Here is a 19,017-nt window from a genome sequence, read left to right on the forward strand (position 1 = left end):
GCCGGTCACCTTTTCGAAAGGTGACCGGCCGCCGTCGTCGTTTTGCTACCTGCCCTCGATGGCTGCCTTCGCCGTCGGGTCCGAGTCGTTGAGGAACTTTTCGATCCGTTCCGGCTCTTCCGCTTCGCCGATCGCGGCAGAGGCGCGGCCGAGGGAGTACAGGGCCCGCAGGAAACCGCGGTTGGGTTCATGCTCCCAGGGAATGGGCCCCACCCCGCGCCAGCCGTTGCGGCGCAACGAGTCCAGTCCCCGGTGGTAGCCCACCCGCGAGTAGGCGTAGGAATCGATGGTCCGCCCCTCAGCCCAGGCTTCTTCAGCCAGCACCGCCCACAGCAGCGAGGAGGTGGGGTGCCTGGCTACGAGGTCCAGGGCTTCGTGGCCCGCTTCGAGCTGCTGGTAGACCTCGGTCTCGGCAGGCAGGAAGGTGGGCTCCGGGCCCATCAGGTTTTTGCGGAACTCGTCGGACATTCCTAGAAGGTCTTTCCGGCCGAACCGAGCTGCTTGGTGGCCTCGACAACGCGGGCCGCCAGTCCGGCTTCTGCTGCTGCGCCCCAGACGCGGGGATCGTAGGTCTTCTTGTTGCCCACTTCGCCGTCGACCTTCAGGACGCCGTCGTAGTTGCGGAACATGTGGTCGGCCACCGGACGGGTGTAGGCGTACTGGGTGTCGGTGTCGATGTTCATCTTGATGGTGCCGTAGGAGACGGCGTCGGCGATTTCCTGGTCGGAAGAGCCGGAGCCGCCGTGGAACACGAGGTCGAACGGGCTGTCCTTGCCGATCTTGGCGCCCACCTGGGCCTGGATGTCCTTGAGGATCTCCGGCCGGAGCTTGACGCCGCCGGGCTTGTAGACGCCGTGGACGTTGCCGAAGGTCAGGGCGGTGATGTAGCGGCCGTTCTCGCCGGAGCCCAGTGCTTCTACGGTGGCGAGGGCGTCCTCGACGGTGGTGTAGAGCTTCTCGTTGATCTCGTTTTCGACGCCGTCCTCTTCACCGCCCACGGTGCCGATCTCGACCTCAAGGATCATCCTGGCGGCAGCGGTGCGCTCGAGCAGTTCGCGGGCAATGCGGAGGTTTTCCTGCAGGGTCTCGGCAGAGCCGTCCCACATGTGGGAGTTGAACAGCGGGTTGCGGCCGGCCTTGACCTCAGCCTCGGACGCTGCGAGCAGGGGCAGCACAAAACCGTCCAGCTTGTCCTTGGGGCAGTGGTCCGTGTGCAGGGCGATGTTGACGTTGTAGTTCTTCGCTACTTCGCGGGCGAAGGCGGCGAAGCCCAGGGAGCCTGCAACCATGTCCTTGGTGGAGGCGCCGGACCAGTAGGCCGCACCGCCGGTGGAGACCTGGACGATGCCGTCGGACTCAGCCTCGGCGAAGCCGCGCAGGGCTGCGTTCAGCGTCTGGGAGGACGTGACGTTCACGGCCGGAAATGCGAATCCGCCCGCCTTCGCGCGGTCGATCATCTCGGAGTAGATCTCTGGGGTTGCAATGGGCATGCTGACTCCTATGCTGAGGTTCGTCTGTGGGCTGGTAACCCTGGAGTACCGCTTACGGCTAGCACCATCCTAGCCATTACCGCGCCGGGAGTGCTGTGGGTTACGTTCCGCTCCCGCACCCCGCCTGCCTCAAACGTGCTGGTTGAAGACGTGCCGCCGGATCCAGGCGTGCATGGCAATGGCCGCTGCCGACGCCGCGTTGATGGACCTGGTGGACCCGAACTGTTCAATGGACAGCGTGGCCAGCGCGGCCTCGTGGACTTCGGGGGTCAGCCCCGGGCCTTCCTGGCCGAATACCAGCACGCAGTCCTTCGGCAGTTCGTAGGTTTCCAGCGGCACCGAGTCCGGGAAGATGTCGATCCCTATGATGGCGAGCCCCTCCCCTTGCGCCCATGCCACGAAGTCCTCCACGGTGGCGTGGTGGCGGACGTGCTGGTAGCGGTCGGTGACCATCGCGCCGCGGCGGTTCCACCGCCGTCGGCCAATGATGTGCACTTCCTTGGCAAGGAAAGCATTCGCGGTGCGCACCACAGTGCCAATGTTAAGGTCGTGCTGCCAGTTTTCGATGGCCACGTGGAAGTTGTGGCGCCGGGAGTCCAGCTCCGCCACGATTGCCTCGTGTTTCCAGTAGCGGTACTTGTCCAGCACGTTGCGCCGGTCACCGTCAGCCAGGAGGTCGGGATCCCAGTGGTCGCCTTCCGGCAACTTGCCTTCCCAGGGCCCGACGCCGACTTCCGGCCTTTCGCCCGGAACTTCGCCGGCGGTGCCCTCCTTGGGCTGCTCCGGCTCAGGCTGGGGTATGGACGTCATGCCGGGCTTCTGATTCACCCCTCAACACTAGACTGGACCTTTCGGGCTTTCATCACCGGCGGAGGTAGGGCATGGCAGAGGCGGACAAGGTCAAAGGAAACCCGGCGGTTCGCCGCAGCAGCCAGGACATTGAATGCTGGCTGACGGACATGGACGGTGTCCTGGTGCACGAAAACCAGGCAGTGCCCGGCGCGGCCGAGCTTATCCAGCGCTGGGTGGACACGTCCAAGCGCTTCCTGGTGCTGACGAACAACTCCATCTTCACGCCACGTGACCTCGCGGCCCGGCTGCGCGCCTCCGGCCTGGAGGTTCCCGAGGAGAACATCTGGACCTCAGCCCTGGCCACGGCCCAGTTTTTGAAGAACCAGGTGGAGGGTTCGGGCTCGGGCAACCGCGCGTACACCATCGGTGAAGCAGGACTGACGACGGCACTGCACGAGGCAGGCTTCATCCTCACCGACCAGGACCCGGACTTCGTGGTGCTCGGCGAGACGCGCACGTATTCCTTTGAGGCCATCACCACTGCCATCCGCCTCATCCTGGCCGGGGCCCGCTTCATCGCGACGAACCCTGACGCCACCGGGCCGTCCAAGGACGGACCGCTGCCGGCCACCGGCGCCATCGCAGCGCTGATCACCAAGGCCACGGACCGGGAACCGTACATTGTGGGCAAGCCCAACCCCATGATGTTCCGCTCGGCCATGAACCAGATCGACGCCCACTCGGAAACCACCGCAATGATCGGCGACCGGATGGACACGGACATCGTTGCCGGCATGGAAGCCGGTCTGCACACCGTCCTGGTCCTGAGCGGCATCACCCAGCGGGACGAAATCGGTTCTTATCCCTTCCGGCCCAACCAGGTACTGAACTCCGTAGCGGACCTGAAGAACCAGATCTAGCCCCGGCTAGAAGACAGACACCCGGGACCCGCCGCGCGGCAGCGGGAAGTTCTCGTCCAGGAGCCCGTCCAGGAGGGGCCGGTAGATGTTGGGGTTCCAGCCCGGACTGGCGTGGGCCGGGGATGCGCCCTCGGTCTGAAGTCCGCTGGACACCATGTTCGCCTTGAAGGCCACCGCCCACGCCTCCACCGCTGTCTGGTAACGGACGGTGCGGTCCCGCGGGTTGCCGATATAGGCCATTTTGGCGCTGCCGATCCTGCCGGCAAACCGTGTGCCGTCAAAGTGGTAGATGTAGGCGGATTCGGACTGGACCAGCAGGCTTGACGGCGCGATCGGGGAGAGCTGCTCGAGCGTCTGGTCAAGGATCTGCCGCCAGGTCCGTTCGTCCTTGTGGATCACCCGCTCCCCCAGTTCGTACCCTCCCCGGAGGGCGGACGGGAACCGGAAACCCCGCTCGTAGAGGAAGACCACGCCGTCGAACCAGCTTTGGTCCAGGACGTCGTGCTTGCTGTACGGGCTTGAGTCCAGCACGATGAATTCCACTTCGACGCCGTGGAGTTCCAGCAGCCGGGCAGCCACCTGGGTGGCGACCATTCCACCAAAACTGTGCCCGTAAAAGAACAGCCTGGTGAGCTTTTCGGCCCGGACGTGCTCGATCAACGCGATGACCACCTCGTCGATATCCAGGCCCAGGTTGGAGTAGCCGATGGCCGCGAGCCGGGCACGCTTGTTCAGCGTGCCCCGCAGCGTGTTCAGGATCCACTGCGCCTCCTCCCAGCTTGTTTTATAGCCCGGAAACAGGAACCAGCTGGCGTCCGGGTAGTAAACATCCGCGAAGTCATCAGCAACAGGAAGGACCCGGTTCACCTGGCGGGCGGACTGCACCTGGCGGGTGAGCAGCATGTCCGCGGCCAGCAGGCCTGACACGCCCGCTCCCGTCAGGAAGCCCCGGCGTGAAAACTGTTTGAGGGCAGCGGCTTCGTGCAGCAGCCGGGCTTCGGTCGCCGCGCGCCGGTCCTGCGGATGTACTTCCCCCTCATATGGCACACCCCTACCGTAGGCACAACGGAAGACACCGCCGCAAGGAGCCGCCGGTAACCTTTCAGTGACGCCGGATCAGCTGGCAGCCTGTCCTTCCGCGGCCGGGAACGGCGCCGCGGCTTCCTGCTGGCGGCGCAGCATCTCCTGGCCAATGTCGTCGTACCGGCCCAGCAGGTCCGCACCGGGGAACACGGCCGGGTTGTCCAGGAGGGTGAAGAGGGTGTCGCTGGCCAGCAGCAGTTCCTCATCCGAATAGTCCTGCAGCGCCAGGCCGCCCAGCACCTCCAGCCCGGGAAGTTCCAACAGCTGGATCTCTGCATCACCGTGGAAAGCAGCCGGCTGGCCAGGGACGTCAGGATCTCCGGCCCCTCCGGCAGAGAAACCGTCAAGGACGGTCAGTGGTTGCCCTGCAGCGGCAGGCAACTCCCCACCTGCGGGCGAGAAGTTAAGCGACACCCCGGCTCCGTAGAGGCCCGGCAGGCTGCTGGCGTCGATGGCGTTGAGGTCAAGGCGAAGGCCTGCGAGGGCAGATGACTCCACCATGGCGGCACGGGACAGTTCAACGCGGATGTGGGAACGGATCCCCATCCTCCTGATCCGGCGGATCATGTGGACAAGGCCGGGGCGGGAGTCCTGGTTCAAGCTCCCCCGGACATCAATGCGGACGATGTCACCGGGGACATCAAGGTTAACGAGGGGATCCAGTGCGCGGTCCATAGGTACTCCAAAAGAGGGTGTCTATGGCCGACGGCTCAACCTCGGTAAGCGTAACCTTCAGCACCGGCAGGCACAAGCCGTTCGTTACGCGGTCTGGTCCGCCTGGCGCTCCCCGGGTTCCTGGTAATGCGTCCGCGTACCGACTCCTCCGACGGAGTCCACCAGTGACTTGGCGATGTCCCGGAGCTTGGTGTTGCTGTTGCTGGAGGCCTCGGTGAGGATGCTTACCGCGGCCTCCTGGCTGCACCTGTTCTGTGCCATCACAATGCCAACGGCGATGTCGATGATGGTTCTGGATTCCAGGGTGGCCCGGAGGTTCGTGGCGCTGTCCGCATGAAGCGAGAACCGTACCGCCAGCCGGAGCGCCTGCGAAATCTCCCTTGTGTAGTCCCTGGCCTTTGCGGTGGCACGTTCATCGAACTTGTTCGGGACATCGGAGTAGAGGTTCAGTGCCGCCTTGGCGTCACCCTGCAGGTTGAAAGGCAGCGAGAGGACTGACCGCAGACCGTGCGACGCCACCGCGGAGGCGTAGTCCGGTCCCCAGCGCTCTTCCGCAAACAGGTCCGGAACGTGGACTTCGCGGTCCTCTTTCGCTGCGGTCAGGCAAGGGCCCTGCGAAAGGGAGTACTGGATCTGGTCAATCTCGCGGGCCGAGTCGCTGCTCCAGCCGATCGTGGCCGCTTTCCGGTCCCGCAGCAGGGTGATGCCGCAGAGCGCATCATCGCCGTGGCCGGCCATCTGATGTGCGGAAAACCGCGCCAGTTCGTTCAGGAAGTCCTCGAAGTCAGCACTTTCCAGAATGAGATTCTGGATTCTGTCAGTGGTGCTCAAGGGTTCTTCAGGGGGCAGCATCGTGCACGTTCTCCGTACGGGGTACTTGAGGGGATACCACATCATAGGGCAACCATGTACGCCGGACCAACAAGGCCCAGAACATGATTAGCAGCCGGGGCGCTTCCGCCCCGGCTGATTTTTGCCGCTACGGCTAGGAAAGCCCGAGCTCGTCCTTGCCGAACGCGAACAGGTAGGGAACGCCTGTCTCAGCTTCGATCTTCTCTTTGGCCCCGGTGTTCCGGTCAACGATGACGGCCACGGCCACCACATTGCCGCCGGCCTTCCGGATTCCCTCCACCGCGGTCAGCGCGGAACCGCCGGTAGTGGAGGTGTCCTCGAGCACCAGGACCTTCCGGCCCTCCACGGACGGGCCTTCCACCTGGCGGCCCATGCCGTAGGACTTTTGGGCCTTGCGGACGACGAATGCGTCAACGGTGCGGCCGGCGTCCACCGCAGCATGCATCACTGCCGTTCCCACGGGGTCGGCTCCCATGGTGAGTCCGCCTGCGCACTCAAAGTCGATCCCGGCGTCGTCCGCCAGAGCCAGCATCACCTGCCCCACAAGCCTGGAAGCCTCGTGGTGCAGGGTGATGCGGCGGAGATCGATGTAGTAGTCGGCCTCCGCTCCGCTGGACAGGGTGACCTTGCCGCGGACCACGGCGAGTTCCTTGATCAGTTCCAGCAGGCGGGCGCGGGCGGCTGCAGTATCCACTGCAGTGTCACTGGGGGAAGTCATGAACCCCAGTTTAGTGGCGGCGGGCCGGTGTGGGTGCTTGAGGCTTGGCGACCCCGCTGGCTAGGGTGGACCACATGCGCGAACTCCAGGCCAGGATCATTGAAGAAATGGGCGTCCAGCCCCGGATCGACCCCGCCGGGGAGGTGCGCAAGCGCGTCACATTCCTTAAGGACTACCTGAAAGCCACCCACACCAAGGGCTTTGTCCTGGGGATCTCCGGCGGCCTGGATTCGTCCCTCGCAGGAAAGCTGGCCCAACTGGCCGTAGAGGAACTTGTTGCCGAAGGCGTGGAGGCAAACTTCGTGGCCGTGCGGCTGCCTTACGGCATCCAGCACGACGAGGAGGACGCCCAGGCTGCCCTGGACTTCATCCGGCCCAAGACCGAGTGGACCTTCAATATCTCAGCCGCGGTGGACGGCTTCGAGGACGAGTTCGAGAAGACGGTGGGCTCGGAAATCTCCGACTTCCACAAGGGCAACACCAAGGCCCGAACCCGCATGATCGCCCAGTACGCCCTGGCCGGAGAGCACAATTACCTGGTCCTGGGCACGGACCACGGCGCCGAGTCCGTCACCGGCTTCTTCACCAAATACGGCGACGGCGGTGCGGACATCCTCCCGCTGTTTGGACTGAATAAACGGCAGAACCGCGCCCTGCTGGCCGAGCTCGGCGCACCGGCCCGGGTCTGGGAGAAGGTGCCGACGGCGGACCTGCTGGACGACAAACCGGGCCGCACGGACGAGGATGAGCTGGGCCTCACCTACGACCAGATCGACGATTACCTGGAGGGCCGTGACGTTCCCGGATCCGTGGCTGAGCTGATCGAAGAGAAGTACCTGCGGACCCGGCACAAGCGCACCGTCCCCGTCACCATTTTTGATACCTGGTGGAAGCACCAGGGCCCGGAGGAGCCCCGCGCCGGACTGTAAGCCGGCCGGGCAAGGTCACCCAGCTCCTACCCAACGCGGGAAAGCACGACGGCGCGCCGCACCGAAAAGGGCGGCGCGCCGTCGTCGCCGTTTCCTGGCAGAGCCCGGGGAGGCTCAGCGGCGGCCCCCGCCTTTGCGGTCCCCACCCAGCTGTTGGGTGATCCGGTGCGCCTCTGCCATCAGGAGGTTGCCCAGCTCTTCCTGCCGCTGAGGCCTGAAGCGAGGCTCGATGCCGGTCAGTGAGAGCGCCCAGCCGGGCTTGCCCGATCCGTCGAACACCGCGGCGCCCATCCCCCAACTGCCCTCCAGCACCAGCCCGGGATTTACCGAGTAGCCAACCTGCCTGGTCCTGGCGAGGTTGGCCCGGACCAGCTCTTCGGTGTGCGCCCCGGCGAAAGCACCCGCGTGCTCCGCCCAGCCGCGCAGCAGCTCTTCCTGCTCGGCCTCGGGCAGGAAAGCCATGATCGCAGTCCCTGCTGAGGCAACGCCCAGCGGGAAGCGGACGCCCTCGTGCAGGACAAAGGACCGGACCGGAAAGCTTCCCTCCTCCCGCAGCAGGCAGACCGACTCGGAACCCCGGCGGATGGAGAAGAACGCACTTTCACCGGTGGCCTCGGCAAGCCTCCGCAGGCTCGGCCGGGCAATGTCCTCTAGCGGAAAGCGCGCAGCGGCCACCGACCCCATTAAAAGCATTTCCGGGCCCAGGACCCAGTTGCCGCTGCCGGCGTCGTGGTCCAGCAATCCCTCCGAGGCCAGGGACGAGAGCAGCCGGTGCACGGTGGGCCGGGTAAGCCCGGATTCCACTACCAGGGCGGACAGCGGCAGCCCTTCGGCACTGCGTCCCACGAGCCGCAGCAGTCCGGCGATCCTGCTGACCACCTGGGCACCCTGCACGGGAGGATTAGGCATTGCGCTCCTCGGTTGTCCACATTATGAACTTGACTGATCCTACCGTCCACAGTGTAAAACGGCGGTAAATACGGTCCCTGGCAGGGCTTGACAGCCCTTCTCCGTCGCCCGTATTGTCCAGTTCCAAACCCCGCGTCCACAAGGTGGATCGACACTGCGGGATTCTCAACGAGGAGGCTCCATGCCCAAACTTCAGCCATCTGCCACGGCAGCACTGGAAGGAGCGTTGCAGGACGGAATCACGCTGGCCGTGGGCGGATTCGGCCTCAGCGGCATTCCAGCGGACCTGATTGAAGCCGTCCGTGACTCCGGGGTGCAGGACCTCACAGTGGTCTCGAACAACATGGGCGTCGACGGCAAAGGCCTGGGCATCCTGATCGAAGCAGGCCAAGTGCGCAAGGTAATTGCCAGCTACGTCGGAGAGAACAAGCTTTTCGCCGAGCAGTACCTTGCCGGCAAGCTGGAGGTGGAGTTCACCCCGCAGGGCACGCTTGCTGAGCGGCTCCGCGCCGGAGGCGCCGGCATACCGGCCTTCTACACCAAAACCGGTGTGGGAACCCTGGTTGCCGAAGGCAAGCCGCACGAGGTGTTCGACGGCGAAACATACGTCCGCGAGCGCGCCATCCGGGCCGACGTCGCACTGGTCCACGCGCACACCGCTGACACCGACGGCAACCTGATCTACCGCTTCACCGCCCGGAACTTCAACCCGGTAGTTGCAACGGCTGGCCGGCTGACCATCGCCGAAGCGGAGTTGATCATGGAGCCGGGCCAACTGGATCCGAACCACATCGTCACACCGGGAGTTTTTGTCCAACGCCTGGTTCAGGCAAAGGACCGGATCAAGGACATTGAGCAGCGGACCGTCCGGCCCGCCGCCTCCCGCGAAGCCGAAACCGTACCGGCCTAACCACCACAAACCCGAGGAGCACTCCATGGCCTGGACCAGGGATGAGATGGCTGCGATCGCGGCCGAAGAATTGAATGACGGAGACTACGTAAACCTGGGAATTGGAATCCCCACCCTGGTGGCCAACAACCTGCCCGCCGGCGTGCGGGTTGTCCTGCAAAGCGAGAACGGCCTTCTGGGCATGGGGCCGTTCCCCTTCGAGGGCGAGGAGGACGCCGACCTCATCAATGCCGGCAAGCAGACGGTCACGGTGCTGCCCGGCGGAAGCATCTTCGACTCCGCAACCTCTTTCGGCATGATCCGCGGCGGGCACGTCAAAGCGGCAATCCTGGGAGCCATGCAGGTCTCCGGCAGCGGCGACCTCGCCAACTGGACCATCCCCGGCAAGATGGTCAAGGGCATGGGCGGCGCCATGGACCTCGTGGCCGGAACCCCGCGCGTGGTGGTCCTCACCGAGCACAATGCCAAGGACGGCAGCGCCAAGATCGTGCGGGAATGCACCCTTCCCCTTACCGGCCTTGCGGTGGTGGACCGTATCATCAGCGACCTCGCCGTCTTCGACCTGGTCAAAAGTGGAAGGGAAGCAGGCGGCGGGCGCCAACTTACCCTTACCCGCCTCGCCCCAGGGGTCACCGTGGAGGAGGTCCGGGCGAAGACGGAGGCCGAGTTCGCTGTTGCCCTTGAAGGGCAGGAACCGGCAGCGTCTGCCCTGGAAGGGGCACCGGCATGAGCCTGCAGGAGCGGTTCGGGAAGGATGTCCTGCTGACCGGTTGGGGACACAGCCGGTTCGGGAAGCTGGCGGAGGAAACCCTGGCTGTATAGCGGCCGCTGCGCGGGGTCAGCCCCCGCCGCGAAGCACGGCCGCGATCTCCGTGAAGCCCAAACGTTCGGCATTCTGCAAAGCCGTCCGCCCTTCCGGATCCGCGATGTTGGGATCGGCGCCTGCCGCCAAAAGCAGGCGCACCACTTCCTGCTGCCTGGGCCCGCCGTTGTTCAGCAGGATGGCTTCCTGCATGGCCGTCCAACCCAGGTTGTTGACGTGGTTGACGGGCACGCCGGCGTCGATCAGAATCTGCACCGTCTCCACGTGGCCGTGTTCGCTGGCCGGGATCAGGGCCGTTCCGCCGTACCGGTTGGTGCTGGAGACGTCTGCTCCCGCGGCCAGGGTCAGCCGAAGGACCTCGTTGAATCCTTCAGCGCCCGCGTAGAGGAACGCAGAATCCTCGATGACGTCCTTGGCGTTCACGTTGCCCCCACGGGCGATCAGTTCTTTGACCAACGGAGCGTTGTTGGCCTTGGCCGCGGCTATCAGCTCCTGGTCGAGTTGTGCCTGCGCCTCGGCGGAGAGCGCGGGCGCCGTGGTTTCCGGTACCGGCTGCGCGGGGGAAGACGCCGGTGATACCGGGCCTGTGGCCGATACCTGGGCGTCCGGGCTGGCCTCGAACGACGCTGGAGGAGACGCCGCCTGGCGCTCCCTCTGGCCCTCCGGAGGCGCCTGGCAGGCTGTCATTGGCACCGCCAAGGAGAGGACCAGAAGCAGAGCCCCGAACCATTTCATGCGCTTAGCCTACTGAGGGGCACCGGCACCTGTGATGGCATCCGCCCCGGCTGCAGCACAGACCTCATCAAGTGCACCGTCCGGCGCCCCGCCGACGCCGATGCCCGCCACCGACACCCCGTTCACCTTCAGCGGAACGCCACCGGCCAGGAAGAGAGTGCCCGGGAGGTCTGCAATGCTGGGGCCTGTTCCGTTGATCCGCTTGGCCAGTTCGCTGGTTGGAGTGCCAAAGGCGGCGGCGGTGTAGGCCTTCTGCCGGGCGGCTTCAATGGTGTGCTCGGCTGCATTGTCACCACGCAGGAGCGCCTGCACTGTCCCGAAACGGTCCACCAGCGCCACCGTGACGAACGGCAGTTTGTCCGCCTGGCACTTGGCCAGCGCTGCCTGCACTGCCTTGGCCGAGGCGCCGACCGAGATGCGGTTCTGCTGCACCACATTCTCCGGCACGGGCTGGATATCGGCCGCAGGGACGGCGGTTGGAGCCGAACCGGCATTTGCGGCAGCCGTTGCACCGGCAGTGAGGGTAAGCGCGCCGGCTGCTGCGGCGGCGAGGACTTTCGTGGACTTCTTCATGGATTTCCTTTGTTCGGAGCCCTAAACGGCGTTTGGAGCGGCTACGGTCCAATCCTTCCGGGACTCGGCGTTCCTGCCATCGGGCCTTTGGTGCAGGCGGTGTGCTACGAAAAGCCAGCTGTATCAGCCAAAAGGCTGAGGGACGGAGCCGGGAGGGGGCCATAACATTGACAGGTAGCACTCCCCCCACCGGAACCGGATCTCCATGCCTGCCCAAGCCAACGCCGCCCCAGCCGGTGACCCGACAGCTGCCGGCGGTACCGCCCCGGACAGGCCGCACCAGCTGCAGGGGCCGGGCGACAATAAGACGGCCGCGGCCCTGAACAGTACCGGCGCCCGCTTCGGCACGATCGACGCAGCAGTGCACCTTGGCTTTGCTGTACTGCTGGTGGCCTCTCTGGTCCGCTATCTGATGCGGCACAGCCCCGCGGACAATGTCCTGATTCTTGGCCTTGCTGCAGCCGCCTGCCTGCTGTACTTCGTCGTCGCCATCCTTGCATCCCGCGGCAGGCCGGGAGCGCCCTTGGTGTTCGCGTTGGCGGCAGTGTGGGCGGTCCTGGTCATCGCAGCCCCGAGCTTTGCCTGGTGCTCGTTCGCGCTCTTCTTCCTCTGCCGCAGTGCGCTGAGCGGCGCGGCCGCCTATGCAGCGGCTGGAGTTACCGCCGCAGCTACCGCTGCAGGGCTGTTCCGCTTGAGCAGCGGCACTGACCTGGCAATGCTCCTCGGCCCGCTCGCCGTCGGCCTGATGCTGACCTTGATCTACGACAGGATCCAGCACGACGCCGAGGAACAGCGGCGCCTGCATGCGGACATCTCGCTCGCCCAGGGACAGCTCGCAGCCAGTGAGCGCCGGGCCGGCACCATTGCCGAACGGGAGCGTGTGAGCCGGGAAATCCACGACACCGTGACCCAGGGCCTGGCCAGCAGCCTGCTCCTGCTGGAAGCGGCCGGCAGGGCGTGGCCAAGTCCTTTGGCCCAAGCGGAGCTCGGGCAGGCCACCGTCCTGCTGCGCGGCAGCCTGTCCGAAACCCGCAGCCTGGTCCATGAACTTGCCTCCCCTGGACTGGACACGTCCCCCTTGCCTGAGGCCTTGCTGTTCGCGGCCAGGCAGTATGTTCCGGACGCCAGGCTCCTGGTCACCGGTGAGCAGCGCCCGGTGCCGCCGGAAGTCCGCCACGCGCTGCTGCGGGTAGTCCAAAGCGCGGCGTCCAACATCAAGCTCCATGCAGGCGCAGTTACCGGCACAGTGACCCTTGGCTACCTTCCGGACGCTGTCACCCTTGATGTTTACGACGACGGCGGTGGCTTCAATCCGGAGGCGGCAGCACCGCCGTCGGACGCCGGAGGGTACGGACTCCGGGCCATGCGGCAGCGGGTGGAGCAGTTGGGCGGCATATTTTCAGTGGAAAGCGCCCCTGGCGAAGGGACCGTCGTGGCAGCCCAGCTCCCGGCGCCGGATGTGCCTTTCGACCCCGCTGCGCCGGAAGAACCTGCATGAGCGCCATAACGGTGCTGCTGGTGGACGACCACCTGGTGGTGCGAAGCGGACTGCGGGCACTGTTGGCCACGCAACCTGACATCGCCGTCGTCGCCGAAGCGGCCTCCGGAGAGGAAGCCCTGCAACGGCTGGAACAGGACGCCGTCGCGGTAGTGGTTATGGACCTGGCCATGGGCCCGGGGATGGACGGGATCGAGGCAATCCGGGTTATCCGCGAGCGCAACCGAAGCCAGGCCATCCTGGTTTTCACCACGTACGACTCTGATGCGGACATTGTGCGGGCCGTGGACGCCGGCGCCATGGGATATCTCCTGAAGGACGCCGCACCTGATGAGATCTTCGCGGCCATTCGCGGGGCAGTTCAAGGCAAAAGCGTGATGAGTGCTCCGGTCGCGTCCCGGCTTTTCCAGCAGCTGCGGAACCCTGACGAGATTCTCACTCCGCGTGAAGCGGAACTGCTCAGCCTCCTCACGCAAGGACTCAGCAACCGGGAACTTGGGCAACGGCTGTTCATCTCCGAGGCCACGGTCAAGACGCACCTGGCCCACATCTACGCCAAGCTCGGAGTGGATACCAGGGCCGCTGCCATTGCCACAGCGATCCGCCGCGAGGGCATGCGCTGAGAACACTTTATTGCCGCTACCCTTGCACGGATGGCGTACGCCCCGTACGTTGGGGACTGCGGGGGACGTTCTCCGCGCACCTCGGGCCGATGGCCCGGGGAGAGAATCAGAGTCACACGAAGGAATGCAGCCATGGCAACAGGCACAGTTAAATGGTTCAACGCCGAAAAGGGTTTTGGCTTCATTGCCCCCGATGACGGGTCCGCTGACGTTTTCGCCCACTACTCCGCAATCGCCAGCAGCGGATACCGCTCACTCGATGAGAACCAGAAGGTTGAATTCGATGTGACCCAGGGTCCCAAGGGCCCGCAGGCGGAAAACATCCGCCCGCTCTAAGGCTTCGGCTTTCCTCCCGCTTCCGCAGGAGGGACCCGCCACGACAGCGGCCCCACCAACAGATGTTGGAGGGGCCGCTGTTTTGTATTCAGTTCGTCCCTCCCCGCCGGGGCTCGCTCCCCGTGCACGCTTTTGGCCTCCCTTTCCCGGCCGATGCTGGGATAATTGCGTTATGACCGGACAACGCCCGGACAACGTCCCCGGCAACGATGGAGAAAAGGATCCGTGGGAGGAGTTTGACACGCTTCCGCCTCCCGTGCCGGACCGCGTTCCCGGGCAGCCCGGTGGTGAACCCTATGGTTTCGGTTTCCGGACCGGCGTCCGCAGCGCGCGGGTGGCCGTGGGGTTTGCCGTTTACACTCTGGTACTTGGGACCGTGCTGGCGCTGGCAGGATGCGTTGTTTTTGTGGCCGAGGAACAGTGGCTGCTAGTGGCACTGATGATCCTTATCGAAGCGGTCTTCATCTTCGCCTTCACCCGCCTCGTCGCCCAGGCCCGTACCCGCTCTCCCCGCAACCCGCGCTTGCGTAACCGTTACCCGGAAAAACCTGCTTGACCTTGACGCTGCGTCAAACCCTACGCTCGGAGCATGGAAGCACCCGAACCGGACTGGTCCATCCAGGATGTTGCCAGGATGGCAGGCACAACAAGCCGGACCCTGCGCCACTACGACGACGTCGGGCTGCTGAAGCCCAGCCGCGTTGGGAGCAACGGATACCGCTACTACAACGCCGCAGCCCTGCTGCAGCTGCAGCGGATCCTCCTTCTCCGGGGACTTGGGCTGGGGCTGCCGGCCATCGCCGAGGTCTTCCACCACGAGACGGACGCTGTCAAGGCACTGAGCCGCCACCTGGACTGGCTGCGGCAGGAACAGGACCGGTTGGCCCGGCAGATTCTGTCCGTTCAGGAAACAATCGCAACAGCTAAAGGAGGCGGTGAACTCATGGCCGAGAAAATGTTCGACGGCTTCGACCACACCCAGTACAAGGACGAGGTGGAGGAACGCTGGGGAAAGGAAGCCTACGCCAAAAGCGACGCCTGGTGGCGCGGCATGGGAAGCGGGCAGAAACAAGCGTGGAGGGCCCGCGCCGAAAAGCTGGGCGGCGACTGGATAGCCGCTTCCGCATCAGGAATCGGCGCGGAAAGCCCCGAAGCGCAGGACCTGGCCCGGCGCCACGTGGAATGGTTGGCCTCCATCCCCGGCACTCCAGCTTCGGAGCGCGGCGGTGACGTCAGGGCTTATGTGGCGGGGCTGGCCGAGATGTACGTGGCCGATCCCCGGTTCGCCGCCAACTACGGCGGGGAAGCAGGAGCCGGTTTTGTGCGGGACGCGCTGCGCCTGTACGCCGAAAGGGACCTCTAAGGCGGCCGAAGCACGACGCCGGGTCCGTGTTTGGCGGGAACCGGCGCCGTAGCCGGCAATCAGCCGAGCCGCTTACGCAGGACCGCCACCGCGCCGGCCAGGGCCGTGGCACCCATCAAGGTGCGCTGGGCAGTCCGCCGCCGGCCGTGCCACCCCCCGGTGACAGACGTCCTCCGGACGGACTGGGACGGCTGGTGAAGGTTTCCGGGAGTCACGGGGGCGGACTGCCGACGGGCAAGCTGCCGCCTGTCCACCTGACGGGCGGTCGCAGCTTCCACGGCACCGGGTGTCACCTTATGCTGCAGGAGCAGCAAACGGCCCGCCAGCCCGCCCGCCACGCTTTCCCGGCGCGGATGGGCCACCAGCTTCACCACCGCTTTCGCCACCCGCTCCGGCGTATAGACCGGAGGCAAGGCCATGGGGCGGCGGCCGCTGTAGTTGGCCCCGTTCTGGTAGAAGGGGGTGTCTATGGTGGCCGGGAGGACGGTGCAGACATGTACACCAGTGAAACCTTCGCGGGCGAGTTCCGAGCGCAGGCTGACGCTGAGTGCGCGCACAGCGGCTTTGGAGATGGAATAAGCGGAGGAATAGGGCAGCGGAGTTTCCGCCACAATCGAGGCAACATTGATTAAGGTTCCTGAGCCCTGGGCTGTCTGCCGGATCAGGGCCGCCCGTGCGCCATTGACGTAACCCGAGATGTTGACGTCCAATACCCGCTGGTAGTCCTCCGGCGGGATCTCGGTCAGCAGGCCGAATACACCCACCGCCGCGTTGTTAACCCATACGTCCAGGCGCCCGAACTCCCTGACAGCGCGGGAGGCCAGTTCATCCACTTTGTCCGGGTCGCTTACGTCCGTGGGGACCGCGATGGCTTGCGCGCCGCGCTTCCTGCATGCCACAGCCACGGCTTCGAGGGATTCCGCTCCGCGGGCAGCCAGGACCAGGCGTGCTTCCTTGCCGGCGAAGCGCAGGGCAGTTGCCCTCCCGATCCCGCTGGACGCTCCAGTGATTACCACTACTGAATTTTTGACAGTCATTCCGGTACCCCTTCACACGAACACGCCACAGGAGAAACACTAAGCAGGCTTAGTGTTCGATGCTACCCACGCCGGCGCCCGGGAACAACGGCGCGGCGCCAGGCCCGGTTGAAGAAGTGCGAAGGTCAAAGGAAAGCGGACTTCCCGGTGACCGCCCTGCCCACGATTAGCGAGTTGATCTCGTAGGTTCCCTCGTAGGTATACAGGATCTCGGCGTCACCGAACAGCTTGCCCATCTCGTAGTCGCTGCTGATGCCATTGCCGCCCAGCAGTGAACGCCCCATGGCCACTGAGGCCCGCGCCAAACGGGTGATGGTGGCTTTGGCCATGGCAGCCTGCGCCATCTCCAGCTTTCCTCCCTCCTGGATGTGGGCCAGTTGTGCCATCAGGGCCAGGGAGGCCGAAGCGTTGCCCAGGATGTCAGCGAGCTGCTGCTGCACAAGCTGGAACCGGGCCAACTCCTTGCCGAACTGCCGCCGGTCCAGGGTGTATGCCCGGGCGATGTCGAAGGCGGCGAGCTGGATGCCCGCACCTTGCCAGCCCACCCAGGCGCGGGAGTCCCGCAGCAGCTCATTGGTCCGGGAAAAGCTGGTGGCCCCCGGCAACAGGTTGCCTGCGGGAATACGTACGCCTGCCAGCACAATGTCCGCGTTCTGCATGATCCGCAGGCCGATCTTGTTGGAGATCTTTGAGGCGGTGTAGCCGGGACGGTCGGTCTCCACGATGAAGCCCTTGATTTCACCGTCAGCCTCGTCCCTGGCCCACACGAGCGCGAAATCGGCGATGGTCCCGGCCCCGATCCAGCGCTTGGTCCCGTTGAGGACCCACTCACCTCCTTCCAGCCTGGCTGAAGTCTCCAGGCCGCCGGCGATGTCCGAGCCATGCTGCGGCTCCGTCAGGGCGAACGCTCCCAGGTGGCTGAAGGTTCTCAATCCCGGCAGCCACCGGGACTTTTGCTCCTCCGACCCCAGTTGGCTGATCATCCCAAGAATCAGCTCATTATGGATCCCTGCCAGCGCCGACAGGGACACATCCGCCCGTGCCAGTTCTACGTACATAAGGCCTTTAAAGAGCGTGGAACTGCCGTCCAGCTGAAGGGCGCCGAGGCCGTACTTTCCCATGTCCGCTACGAGGCCAAAGGGGAAGTCCTCGCGGTTCCAGTACTCGATGGAGGTTTGCCGGACCGAGGATTGGAGGAACCGGCGGATGCTGAAGTACCTGTCCCGCTCGGCCGCCGGCAGAAGGTCCACGATGTACATCAGGTCAGCGTCCGGAAAAGGCAGGGCTCCGGCGCCAGGTGATGGAGGCTGCATCGGCGTTTACCCCCTCGCTGCCAAACCGCTCTGCTAAACCCTTGGATGTCCTAATATATTGCACAGGTCATCACACGAGTGAGCTGCATCACCTGCAGAAAGGCTGGCTGTGGGTACTCCGCTGTCCCGTGATCCTATTGCAGATGCCCGCCGGAACTGGGAGCAGCACGGCTGGGCGGAGGCCGCTGCGCCCGTGGCCGCCATCACGGCGATAATGCGTACCCAGCAAATCCTCCTGTCCAGGATCGAACTCATCCTCAAACCCTTTGGCCTGACGTTCGCCCGCTATGAGCTGCTCATGCTGCTGAGCTTCGCCACGAGCGGGTCCCTTCCCATGAAGAAGGCGAGTACCTTGCTCCAGGTTCACCCAACCTCCATCACCAACGCGGTGGACCGGCTCCAGGAGGCGGGGCTGGTGCGCCGCTCGCCCCATCCCTCCGACGGCCGCACCACACTGGTTGAGCTCACGGGTGAAGGGCATACCCTTGCGCAACGATCGACGGCGGCCCTGAACGCCGCGGTATTCAGCCGTCCGGGATTCGAGCCCGAGGATGTGGATCAGCTGATCCGGATCCTCCAGGACTTCCGGCGGAATGCGGGCGATTTCCTGGATTCCTGACAGAGGTCCTGGTTTGCATTGTTTCCCCTGGGCAACGTCCTCATCGCAGGATCAGGGCGTGGCCCTAATGCGCTTGAGGCGCCTGACCACCAGCAGCGCCACTGTGACGCCGAGGGCTGCATACACGGCGTAATTCAGGAACCGCGAGTACTCCTCGATAACCCGGTACTGGGTGCCCAGCAGGTAGCCGAGTCCCAGGAGCGCCCCGTTCCATAGTCCGCTGCCCGCCAGGGTGTAAAGGCTGAACATCCCAAATGGCATGCCGGCCGCGCCGGCGGGAAGGGATATCAGGCTCCGCACACCCGGAAGCAATCTTCCGAAGAAGATGGACGACCGTCCGTGCCGGCGGAACCAGCCCGCAGCGTGCTCAAAGTCCTCCCGGTCAACCAAAGGCAGCCTGGACAAGGCGCGGATGGAACGCTCAAACCCCAGCCTGGCTCCGAGCCAATACAGTAAGACGGCCCCCAGGTAGGCTCCCAGTGTGCTGGTCATAAAAACCAGAATCAGGTTCAGAGTCCCCTGCCGGGCCAGATAACCGGCAAGCGGCAGGATCACTTCGCTGGGGATGGGCGGCACAACGGTCTCGGCAAGGGTGAAGAGCCCCACTCCCCATTCACCCAACTGCTCGATGCCCCGGGCAGCTATCCCCACCAGTCCGGTGAGATTATCGGTTGAGCCGCCTGCATCCGCCGCCGTTCCCCACATACAACTCCCCCGCCCGCGTCCCGAAAGATTGGTGTGCCCTGTCTACCTTACGCACCTGTGAAGAGGCTGGGACCAGGGGGTAACAACCTCAAATGTGGGCACCCTGAAGGGGGC

General features: G+C 65.0%; 23 protein-coding genes. 10 read left to right on the forward strand and 13 right to left on the reverse strand.

Translation table 11 applies throughout. The annotated features are described in order from the left end of the window. Positions 1 to 45: 45 nt before the first annotated feature. From AC5RT4_RS12875 to AC5RT4_RS12885, 3 genes are all read right to left on the reverse strand, one after another. The gene (locus tag AC5RT4_RS12875; RefSeq protein ID WP_494105989.1) at positions 46 to 468 is read right to left on the reverse strand and encodes a DUF3151 domain-containing protein; all 423 of its coding nucleotides are present in this window, start codon (positions 466 to 468) and stop codon (positions 46 to 48) included. Between the two features lie 2 nt (positions 469 to 470). Further along, complete coding sequence (fbaA, locus tag AC5RT4_RS12880; protein WP_494105990.1) at positions 471 to 1,490, reverse strand: class II fructose-bisphosphate aldolase; 1,020 nt, start codon at positions 1,488 to 1,490, stop codon at positions 471 to 473. A 129-nt stretch (positions 1,491 to 1,619) separates the two neighbouring features. Further along, positions 1,620 to 2,300 (reverse strand): TrmH family RNA methyltransferase, encoded by a 681-nt coding sequence (locus AC5RT4_RS12885; RefSeq protein ID WP_494105991.1) that lies wholly within the window; start codon positions 2,298 to 2,300, stop codon positions 1,620 to 1,622. A gap of 71 nt (positions 2,301 to 2,371) precedes the next feature. On the opposite strand from AC5RT4_RS12885, the gene AC5RT4_RS12890 reads away from it, so the two are divergent. Beyond that, on the forward strand, positions 2,372 to 3,202 hold the full coding sequence (locus AC5RT4_RS12890; protein WP_494105992.1) for an HAD-IIA family hydrolase: 831 nt from the start codon (positions 2,372 to 2,374) through the stop codon (positions 3,200 to 3,202). 6 nt (positions 3,203 to 3,208) lie between these two features. On the opposite strand, the gene AC5RT4_RS12895 is transcribed toward AC5RT4_RS12890, so the two are convergent. The 4 genes from AC5RT4_RS12895 to pyrE form a co-directional block, all read right to left on the reverse strand. Continuing rightward, positions 3,209 to 4,249, reverse strand: a complete 1,041-nt coding sequence (locus AC5RT4_RS12895) for an alpha/beta fold hydrolase (protein ID WP_494105993.1) — start codon at positions 4,247 to 4,249, stop codon at positions 3,209 to 3,211. 69 nt (positions 4,250 to 4,318) lie between these two features. Continuing rightward, on the reverse strand, positions 4,319 to 4,960 hold the full coding sequence (locus AC5RT4_RS12900) for a hypothetical protein (RefSeq protein WP_494105994.1): 642 nt from the start codon (positions 4,958 to 4,960) through the stop codon (positions 4,319 to 4,321). 84 nt (positions 4,961 to 5,044) lie between these two features. Further along, the gene (locus AC5RT4_RS12905; protein ID WP_494040622.1) at positions 5,045 to 5,812 is read right to left on the reverse strand and encodes a GAF and ANTAR domain-containing protein; all 768 of its coding nucleotides are present in this window, start codon (positions 5,810 to 5,812) and stop codon (positions 5,045 to 5,047) included. A gap of 133 nt (positions 5,813 to 5,945) precedes the next feature. Continuing rightward, positions 5,946 to 6,530 (reverse strand): orotate phosphoribosyltransferase, encoded by a 585-nt coding sequence (pyrE, locus tag AC5RT4_RS12910; RefSeq protein WP_494040621.1) that lies wholly within the window; start codon positions 6,528 to 6,530, stop codon positions 5,946 to 5,948. A 74-nt stretch (positions 6,531 to 6,604) separates the two neighbouring features. Here pyrE and nadE point away from each other — a divergent pair, with 74 nt between their 5' ends. Continuing rightward, a complete protein-coding gene (nadE, locus tag AC5RT4_RS12915; RefSeq protein ID WP_494040620.1) occupies positions 6,605 to 7,459 on the forward strand; it encodes an NAD(+) synthase in 855 nt (284 codons plus the stop codon). A gap of 114 nt (positions 7,460 to 7,573) precedes the next feature. On the opposite strand, the gene AC5RT4_RS12920 is transcribed toward nadE, so the two are convergent. Continuing rightward, the gene (locus tag AC5RT4_RS12920; RefSeq protein ID WP_494105995.1) at positions 7,574 to 8,368 is read right to left on the reverse strand and encodes an IclR family transcriptional regulator; all 795 of its coding nucleotides are present in this window, start codon (positions 8,366 to 8,368) and stop codon (positions 7,574 to 7,576) included. Between the two features lie 181 nt (positions 8,369 to 8,549). Between AC5RT4_RS12920 and AC5RT4_RS12925 the strand changes: the two genes are divergently transcribed. Together AC5RT4_RS12925 and AC5RT4_RS12930 are read left to right on the forward strand one after the other, a co-directional pair. Beyond that, the gene (locus AC5RT4_RS12925) at positions 8,550 to 9,278 is read left to right on the forward strand and encodes a CoA transferase subunit A (RefSeq protein ID WP_494105996.1); all 729 of its coding nucleotides are present in this window, start codon (positions 8,550 to 8,552) and stop codon (positions 9,276 to 9,278) included. 25 nt (positions 9,279 to 9,303) lie between these two features. Further along, positions 9,304 to 10,008 carry a 3-oxoacid CoA-transferase subunit B gene (locus AC5RT4_RS12930; RefSeq protein WP_494105997.1) on the forward strand — a complete coding sequence of 235 codons (705 nt, stop codon included), beginning with the start codon at positions 9,304 to 9,306 and terminating at the stop codon, positions 10,006 to 10,008. 108 nt (positions 10,009 to 10,116) lie between these two features. On the opposite strand, the gene AC5RT4_RS12935 is transcribed toward AC5RT4_RS12930, so the two are convergent. Then, a complete protein-coding gene (locus AC5RT4_RS12935; protein ID WP_494105998.1) occupies positions 10,117 to 10,836 on the reverse strand; it encodes an ankyrin repeat domain-containing protein in 720 nt (239 codons plus the stop codon). 9 nt (positions 10,837 to 10,845) lie between these two features. Continuing rightward, positions 10,846 to 11,409, reverse strand: a complete 564-nt coding sequence (locus tag AC5RT4_RS12940) for a GlcG/HbpS family heme-binding protein (protein WP_494105999.1) — start codon at positions 11,407 to 11,409, stop codon at positions 10,846 to 10,848. 205 nt (positions 11,410 to 11,614) lie between these two features. Here AC5RT4_RS12940 and AC5RT4_RS12945 point away from each other — a divergent pair, with 205 nt between their 5' ends. The 5 genes from AC5RT4_RS12945 (at position 11,615) to AC5RT4_RS12965 (ending at position 15,229) form a co-directional block, all read left to right on the forward strand. Beyond that, positions 11,615 to 12,907: a sensor histidine kinase gene (locus AC5RT4_RS12945; RefSeq protein WP_494106000.1), complete on the forward strand. Its 1,293-nt coding sequence runs from the start codon at positions 11,615 to 11,617 to the stop codon at positions 12,905 to 12,907. Beyond that, positions 12,904 to 13,530: a response regulator gene (locus tag AC5RT4_RS12950; RefSeq protein WP_494106001.1), complete on the forward strand. Its 627-nt coding sequence runs from the start codon at positions 12,904 to 12,906 to the stop codon at positions 13,528 to 13,530. Before AC5RT4_RS12945 ends, AC5RT4_RS12950 begins: the two co-directional genes overlap by 4 nt. A 132-nt stretch (positions 13,531 to 13,662) precedes the next feature. Next, the gene (locus tag AC5RT4_RS12955) at positions 13,663 to 13,866 is read left to right on the forward strand and encodes a cold-shock protein (protein ID WP_013599688.1); all 204 of its coding nucleotides are present in this window, start codon (positions 13,663 to 13,665) and stop codon (positions 13,864 to 13,866) included. Positions 13,867 to 14,038: 172 nt separating this feature from the next. Next, positions 14,039 to 14,422, forward strand: coding sequence for a hypothetical protein (locus AC5RT4_RS12960; RefSeq protein ID WP_494040612.1), 384 nt, complete (start codon positions 14,039 to 14,041; stop codon positions 14,420 to 14,422). 33 nt (positions 14,423 to 14,455) lie between these two features. Next, on the forward strand, positions 14,456 to 15,229 hold the full coding sequence (locus AC5RT4_RS12965) for a MerR family transcriptional regulator (protein ID WP_494106002.1): 774 nt from the start codon (positions 14,456 to 14,458) through the stop codon (positions 15,227 to 15,229). Between the two features lie 59 nt (positions 15,230 to 15,288). Here AC5RT4_RS12965 and AC5RT4_RS12970 read toward each other — a convergent pair whose 3' ends face one another. Then, the gene (locus AC5RT4_RS12970) at positions 15,289 to 16,266 is read right to left on the reverse strand and encodes an SDR family oxidoreductase (protein WP_494106003.1); all 978 of its coding nucleotides are present in this window, start codon (positions 16,264 to 16,266) and stop codon (positions 15,289 to 15,291) included. A 125-nt stretch (positions 16,267 to 16,391) separates the two neighbouring features. Then, entirely contained in the window at positions 16,392 to 17,579 is a 1,188-nt protein-coding gene (locus AC5RT4_RS12975) for an acyl-CoA dehydrogenase family protein (RefSeq protein ID WP_494106004.1), read from the reverse strand. 109 nt (positions 17,580 to 17,688) lie between these two features. Here AC5RT4_RS12975 and AC5RT4_RS12980 point away from each other — a divergent pair, with 109 nt between their 5' ends. Continuing rightward, positions 17,689 to 18,198, forward strand: a complete 510-nt coding sequence (locus tag AC5RT4_RS12980) for a MarR family winged helix-turn-helix transcriptional regulator (RefSeq protein ID WP_494106005.1) — start codon at positions 17,689 to 17,691, stop codon at positions 18,196 to 18,198. A gap of 51 nt (positions 18,199 to 18,249) precedes the next feature. Here AC5RT4_RS12980 and AC5RT4_RS12985 read toward each other — a convergent pair whose 3' ends face one another. After that, positions 18,250 to 18,903, reverse strand: coding sequence for a DedA family protein (locus AC5RT4_RS12985; protein WP_494040608.1), 654 nt, complete (start codon positions 18,901 to 18,903; stop codon positions 18,250 to 18,252). Positions 18,904 to 19,017: the final 114 nt, after the last annotated feature.

The organism is Arthrobacter sp. sptzw42, assembly GCF_059089685.1.

Coding starts and splice junctions, on each gene's coding strand:
- AC5RT4_RS12875 (WP_494105989.1), bottom strand. CDS start 468: ATGTCCGACGAGTTCCGCAAAAACCTGATGGGCCCGGAGCCCACCTTC.
- fbaA (WP_494105990.1), bottom strand. CDS start 1,490: ATGCCCATTGCAACCCCAGAGATCTACTCCGAGATGATCGACCGCGCG.
- AC5RT4_RS12885 (WP_494105991.1), bottom strand. CDS start 2,300: ATGACGTCCATACCCCAGCCTGAGCCGGAGCAGCCCAAGGAGGGCACC.
- AC5RT4_RS12890 (WP_494105992.1), top strand. CDS start 2,372: ATGGCAGAGGCGGACAAGGTCAAAGGAAACCCGGCGGTTCGCCGCAGC.
- AC5RT4_RS12900 (WP_494105994.1), bottom strand. CDS start 4,960: ATGGACCGCGCACTGGATCCCCTCGTTAACCTTGATGTCCCCGGTGAC.
- AC5RT4_RS12905 (WP_494040622.1), bottom strand. CDS start 5,812: ATGCTGCCCCCTGAAGAACCCTTGAGCACCACTGACAGAATCCAGAAT.
- pyrE (WP_494040621.1), bottom strand. CDS start 6,530: ATGACTTCCCCCAGTGACACTGCAGTGGATACTGCAGCCGCCCGCGCC.
- nadE (WP_494040620.1), top strand. CDS start 6,605: ATGCGCGAACTCCAGGCCAGGATCATTGAAGAAATGGGCGTCCAGCCC.
- AC5RT4_RS12920 (WP_494105995.1), bottom strand. CDS start 8,368: ATGCCTAATCCTCCCGTGCAGGGTGCCCAGGTGGTCAGCAGGATCGCC.
- AC5RT4_RS12925 (WP_494105996.1), top strand. CDS start 8,550: ATGCCCAAACTTCAGCCATCTGCCACGGCAGCACTGGAAGGAGCGTTG.
- AC5RT4_RS12930 (WP_494105997.1), top strand. CDS start 9,304: ATGGCCTGGACCAGGGATGAGATGGCTGCGATCGCGGCCGAAGAATTG.
- AC5RT4_RS12935 (WP_494105998.1), bottom strand. CDS start 10,836: ATGAAATGGTTCGGGGCTCTGCTTCTGGTCCTCTCCTTGGCGGTGCCA.
- AC5RT4_RS12940 (WP_494105999.1), bottom strand. CDS start 11,409: ATGAAGAAGTCCACGAAAGTCCTCGCCGCCGCAGCAGCCGGCGCGCTT.
- AC5RT4_RS12945 (WP_494106000.1), top strand. CDS start 11,615: ATGCCTGCCCAAGCCAACGCCGCCCCAGCCGGTGACCCGACAGCTGCC.
- AC5RT4_RS12950 (WP_494106001.1), top strand. CDS start 12,904: ATGAGCGCCATAACGGTGCTGCTGGTGGACGACCACCTGGTGGTGCGA.
- AC5RT4_RS12955 (WP_013599688.1), top strand. CDS start 13,663: ATGGCAACAGGCACAGTTAAATGGTTCAACGCCGAAAAGGGTTTTGGC.
- AC5RT4_RS12960 (WP_494040612.1), top strand. CDS start 14,039: ATGACCGGACAACGCCCGGACAACGTCCCCGGCAACGATGGAGAAAAG.
- AC5RT4_RS12965 (WP_494106002.1), top strand. CDS start 14,456: ATGGAAGCACCCGAACCGGACTGGTCCATCCAGGATGTTGCCAGGATG.
- AC5RT4_RS12970 (WP_494106003.1), bottom strand. CDS start 16,266: ATGACTGTCAAAAATTCAGTAGTGGTAATCACTGGAGCGTCCAGCGGG.
- AC5RT4_RS12975 (WP_494106004.1), bottom strand. CDS start 17,579: ATGCAGCCTCCATCACCTGGCGCCGGAGCCCTGCCTTTTCCGGACGCT.
- AC5RT4_RS12985 (WP_494040608.1), bottom strand. CDS start 18,903: ATGTGGGGAACGGCGGCGGATGCAGGCGGCTCAACCGATAATCTCACC.